Source organism: Streptomyces sp. NPDC002476 (assembly GCF_042889785.1).
GTDB lineage: Bacteria > Actinomycetota > Actinomycetes > Streptomycetales > Streptomycetaceae > Streptomyces.
In genome coordinates this window covers 1-4,373 of record NZ_JBIARH010000095.1, presented here as the reverse complement: position 1 = coordinate 4,373, position 4,373 = coordinate 1, and the positions used below count along the sequence as shown (strand labels likewise).

Below are 4,373 nucleotides of genomic sequence, written 5' to 3'. Positions count from 1 at the left end.
CAAACGCGCAGCCCACAGCGTTACAGATCGCCCAAGCGTCCCTGCTATCAACATCGTTGACGCCAGCAAGCCCAAACGGGTCAAGCGAACATAAAAGCCCTAAGTTACCGGTATTGGGCCTAGCCTCCGTGTTTCGGTTCGGGTCGGCTGATCTGAGGTGATCCTCGCGTCGGGGGTCGCGGGGCTGCCGTCGGACGGTGGCCATGCCAAGGGCCCGGCGCGGGGGCCGGGTGCTCCTGTGGTCCTGGGGTCGTGGGTGGGCAGTGGCGGTTTCGTCTGTCAGGTGGCCGGTCGGGGCAGCGCGACGAGGCGGCTGAACGCGGTGGTCAGTTCGTGGCGCCAGGGCCAGGTAGAGGCGATCCGCAACCGTAGGCGACGGGCTCCGCGAGTGATCCGGGCGGCAGCGTGCAGGAGGCGGTAGCGGAGCTTCTTGGGCTCGGCGGTGGCCAACTCGCCGTCCAGCAGCAGGGTCCTGGTCCAGGCAAGCAGGTCGATCGCGGTCAGGGACAGCTCCAGCCAGGCGGCGTTGATCTGGAAGTGGCGGGAGGGGAAGTGGCCGAAGCCGGTGGTCTTACCGCAGCGGATGTGGTCCTCGACCCGGGCATGGGCCCGGTGGCGGACCTCCAGGTACTGGATCGAGCCGCCGCCGGCGACGGGCGTGTCGGTGAGAAGGACCTGGTGGCGCATGCCTTCGTCCTGGTCGAACAGGGACAGCTGGGCGCCGGGGTGGGGACGCTCGCGGCGGACGATGATGCGGGTGCCGTCCGGGTATCCGGTGAGGTCGACCCGGCCGGTCAGCTCGGCGACCTCGGCACCGGCGCGAAAGGCACCGTCCTGTTCCAGCGCGGGATGCCATACCTGGTCGGGCAGCGCCCGGATGGCTGTGCGGACATGGTCGGTGACGGCGTGTCCGACCGAGAAAAAGGTCTGGACCCCGCGCTGTCGAAGGGCGCGCAGGTGGGCCAGGAAGGCTTTCGCGCTGCCCGCGCTGTCGGCACGGATGAGGACCGGGGTGCCGTGGCGGTGGGCGTCGATCATCGCGCATTGCGTGCGGCTGTACTTCCGTTTCCCGCTGTCGTTCCGCGAGGTCGAGGAGCTGATGCTCGAGCGCGGCGTGCTCGTCTCCCACGAGACGGTCCGCCGCTGGTGTACGAAGTTCGGGCAGGCCTACGCCAACGGCCTGGGCCGCCGGCGTGTGCAGCCGGGCGACAAGTGGCACCTGGACGAGGTCTTCCTCAGGATCAACGGTGAGCTGAAATACCTGTGGCGGGCCGTCGACGCCGATGGTGACATGCTCGGCATTTTGGTCCAGAACCGGCGGGACACCGCTGCGGCCAGGCGGTTCTTCCACAAACTGCTCAAGAAGACCTGCTCGGTGCCGAGGGTGATCGTCACCGACAAGCTCCGCTCCTACGGCGCGGCCCACCGCGAGATCATGCCCTCCGTGGAACACCGCACCCACAAGGGTCTGAACAACCGGGCCGAGAACTCCCACCAGCCGACGAGGCAGCGCGAACGCGCGATGAAGGGCTTCCGCAGTACCGGCGGGGCCCAACGGTTCCTGTCCGCGTTCAGCGGCATCTCACCGCACTTCCGACCACGCCGCCACCTGATGACCGCCACCCAATACCGCACCGAGATGACCACCCACTTCGCCATCTGGGACAAGATCACCGGCGCCAGCGACCAGCCCACCGCAGCGTAAGCCAGGCCCCCACCCAACCCCTACACACCCTGACACGCCCTCAATCGATCAACACCGCACCAACGTGACAACGCCTGCGGGAGACATGGGTGTTGAGCCGGTCCCACACCAGCACGATCGGTGCCCTTGATGAGCTGGTGGGTGCCGTCGACCAGGGCGGTGAAGTCGCGCTCGCTCATGCTGCGGCGCTTGCCCTTGCCCGAGGGGTGGGTGCGCAGGCGGTAGCAGAGCCGGGTGCGGGAGCCGGGCCGCATGGCGATCAGCCCGGCCACCGACAGGCGTCCCGAGCATCGGCCACTGACCGTCACGACCGGGGTGCGGCCGCGTCGGCCCCAGGTCCGGCCTTGCGGCGGTCTGCGGGTGAAGTCTGCCTCGTTCTCGAAGCAGATGTAGCCCCCGCAGGCCGCCCTCGCCCTTTTACCTCCGCCCAGGTCGCCTCCTTCCACACGGTGACGGCCTGCTCGTCGCGCTCGGTGACCCGCCGGGCGGGGACCTGCGGGGAGAACCCGAGCCGGTGCATCAGCCGGGTGGCATCCGAGACGCTGTAGGAGACGTGGAACTTCCTGCCGATCAGCGTGGTCACGCTCGCGGCGGTCCACACCTGGTCCTCCAGCCAGCCGTGCGCGGCCAGCCCCTGCTGGAGATACACGGCCAGCTTCTCCAGGCAGCGCGGGGACAGGCGGCATCGCGACCCGCTCGGACCGCGGGAGGCCAGAGCCTGAACACCGCCCTCCCGCCACCGTTGGTGCCACTGGTAGGCCGATTTCAGGCTCACCCGCAGCCGCCGCGCGGCCTCCGGCGGCTTGATCCTCTGCTCGAACAGCTCGGCTGCCTGCATACGCACCGTCTCCCGGCGCCGACGTCCCGCGGCGGTCAGCCCGCCCCCATCCGCATACCTCACACACCACGGGATACAGCCACCACTCCAGGCGCTTCAGGGACTTCGCGCAGATTCACCCCAACGAGCCGAAGTCAGTAGGATCCAAAGGCCCGCATCCGCGGCCCGTGAAGCGAACACCTTCACGACCGGTGGTGCGGGGCTATGGATTCGCTTGCGAGAGCCCATAAGACGGCCCGCGGTCGCGGGCCGTCCGTGACCAGTGGAGTTCGAACAACATGAGACCTGTACGTCCGCGCCCCTACGCGTGCATAGGAATCCTCCTCGCCGTCGGCCTCCTGGCCGGCTGCTCCTCGTCGGACGGGTCGGCCGAGCCGACGCGTTCGGAATCGTCGTCCGACCGGCCCGCGCCCGGGAACGAGAGCCCTAAGGCGTCGTCCCCGGCCTTCGCCACCCCGTCCGAGTGCGACGGCCTCCAGCTCAAGGGCGGTACGACCCTGGCCGGTTCGGCCCTGTCGAAGTGCCTGGTGGCCGCCCTGAAGGCGTACGGATCGGGGACGGAGGCCGTGCAGTCGGGGGACGAGTCGGGGACGTCGCGGTTCCTCTTCGGGGACGAGCCCGCGCTGGCCGGGTCGATGACGGGGCCGGAGGGGGAGAAGGCGTACGTCTTCAAGGGCGAGGACGAGTGGATCAAGACGCCGGGGCTCGGTAAGTGGGTCAAGGGGGACAAGAACAGCAGTGACCCGCAGGAGCAGATCGTGGCCGCCACCGGGAAGCTCTACCGCGCGCTCGCCGATCCGGAGATGACGGCCCAGATGATCGCGTCGGCGCCGGAGTGGACCGTCGAGCAGGAGCGGCCCGTGCTCTCCCTGGAGAACGGGGAGGACGTCACGGCGTGGCGGATCGTGAACAAGAAGCCGTACACGTTCATGGGCGCGGCCGTGCGCGAGCACATCCTCTGGTTCGGGGACGACTTCACGCCCTACGGCGGGCAGGCCGAGTCCCGGACGGCCGGCGTGATGAGCACGACCACGCAGCACTTCTACGACCTGGGCAAGCCGGTGACGATCGAGGCGCCCGAGTAGACCTCTCGCGCTCCGCGTTCCGGGGCCGGCGGACGGCTCCGGAACGCGGAGCGCGCACGGCCGGGCGCCTACAGCGGGACGATGACGAGGGCCGTGTCGTCGTCGGCGCCCGTCGGCGGCAGCAGATCCGCCAGCAGCGCGTCGGCGAGCACTTCGGCCCCGGCCCCGTGGTAAGAACCGCGGCTTCTTCGGCCGCCGCAGGTAGCCGGCGCGGGGCGGCGGCCGGAGGACGTCTTGTCCGCTGCCGGGCCGGGGCGGAAAGATCGGATGCGGACCATCCACGAACGAGGGGGAAGAACACGGTGAGCAACAAGCTGCTGGCACCGGACGGCTGGCTCGTACTGGGACTGCCCTGGCCGGAGCAGACCCAAGACGGCTGGGGTGAGTGCGCGGTGGCCATCGCCCCGACGATGATCCCCCGCCACCTCGTCAGCAAGGGCGCCGGCATCACGCTCGATCTCGCGACCGGCCTGGCCCGCGACCCGAACGACGGGCCGGGCAAAGCGGTCTTCTTCTCCGACGTCACCCTCTGGCTCGACAAGCAGGGCAAGGACTGGGCGGACTTCGGAGCCGACTACGAAGCCGTCATCGACGAACTCGTCAAGGCACCGGTCCCGCAGCTCTACATGACGCTCGTACAAAAGGCCCACGGGTGCTGTCACGTTGGCTGACCGGGTGGGCTGATCTTCGGGTTGGTCATGGTGGAGGGGGACCGTCCGTGGACAGTGCGCCGTCGTACAGGGGG

6 protein-coding genes and 1 pseudogene are annotated in these 4,373 nt (G+C 69.2%); 3 read left to right on the top strand and 4 right to left on the bottom strand.

The annotated features are described in order from the left end of the window. Positions 1-279: 279 nt before the first annotated feature. A pseudogene (locus ACFYXM_RS36930) lies at positions 280-1,032 on the bottom strand (transposase); the annotation flags it as partial. Between ACFYXM_RS36930 and ACFYXM_RS36925 the strand changes: the two are divergent. After that, positions 1,001-1,705: an IS6 family transposase gene (locus ACFYXM_RS36925; protein ID WP_389296214.1), complete on the top strand. Its 705-nt coding sequence runs from the start codon at positions 1,001-1,003 to the stop codon at positions 1,703-1,705. The pseudogene ACFYXM_RS36930 and the gene ACFYXM_RS36925 overlap by 32 nt on opposite strands. 20 nt (positions 1,706-1,725) lie before the next feature. Here the strand turns inward: ACFYXM_RS36925 and ACFYXM_RS36920 are convergent, their stop codons facing one another. Continuing rightward, positions 1,726-1,977: a hypothetical protein gene (locus ACFYXM_RS36920; protein WP_389296212.1), complete on the bottom strand. Its 252-nt coding sequence runs from the start codon at positions 1,975-1,977 to the stop codon at positions 1,726-1,728. 32 nt (positions 1,978-2,009) lie between these two features. Beyond that, positions 2,010-2,549 carry a winged helix-turn-helix domain-containing protein gene (locus ACFYXM_RS36915; protein ID WP_389296211.1) on the bottom strand — a complete coding sequence of 180 codons (540 nt, stop codon included), beginning with the start codon at positions 2,547-2,549 and terminating at the stop codon, positions 2,010-2,012. A gap of 272 nt (positions 2,550-2,821) precedes the next feature. On the opposite strand from ACFYXM_RS36915, the gene ACFYXM_RS36910 reads away from it, so the two are divergent. Then, positions 2,822-3,628: a hypothetical protein gene (locus tag ACFYXM_RS36910; protein ID WP_389296210.1), complete on the top strand. Its 807-nt coding sequence runs from the start codon at positions 2,822-2,824 to the stop codon at positions 3,626-3,628. A 68-nt stretch (positions 3,629-3,696) separates the two neighbouring features. On the opposite strand, the gene ACFYXM_RS36905 is transcribed toward ACFYXM_RS36910, so the two are convergent. Further along, positions 3,697-3,906, bottom strand: coding sequence for a hypothetical protein (locus ACFYXM_RS36905; protein ID WP_389296208.1), 210 nt, complete (start codon positions 3,904-3,906; stop codon positions 3,697-3,699). A 24-nt stretch (positions 3,907-3,930) separates the two neighbouring features. On the opposite strand from ACFYXM_RS36905, the gene ACFYXM_RS36900 reads away from it, so the two are divergent. Further along, a complete protein-coding gene (locus ACFYXM_RS36900; protein ID WP_389296207.1) occupies positions 3,931-4,299 on the top strand; it encodes a hypothetical protein in 369 nt (122 codons plus the stop codon). The last annotated feature ends 74 nt before the right edge of the window (positions 4,300-4,373 follow it).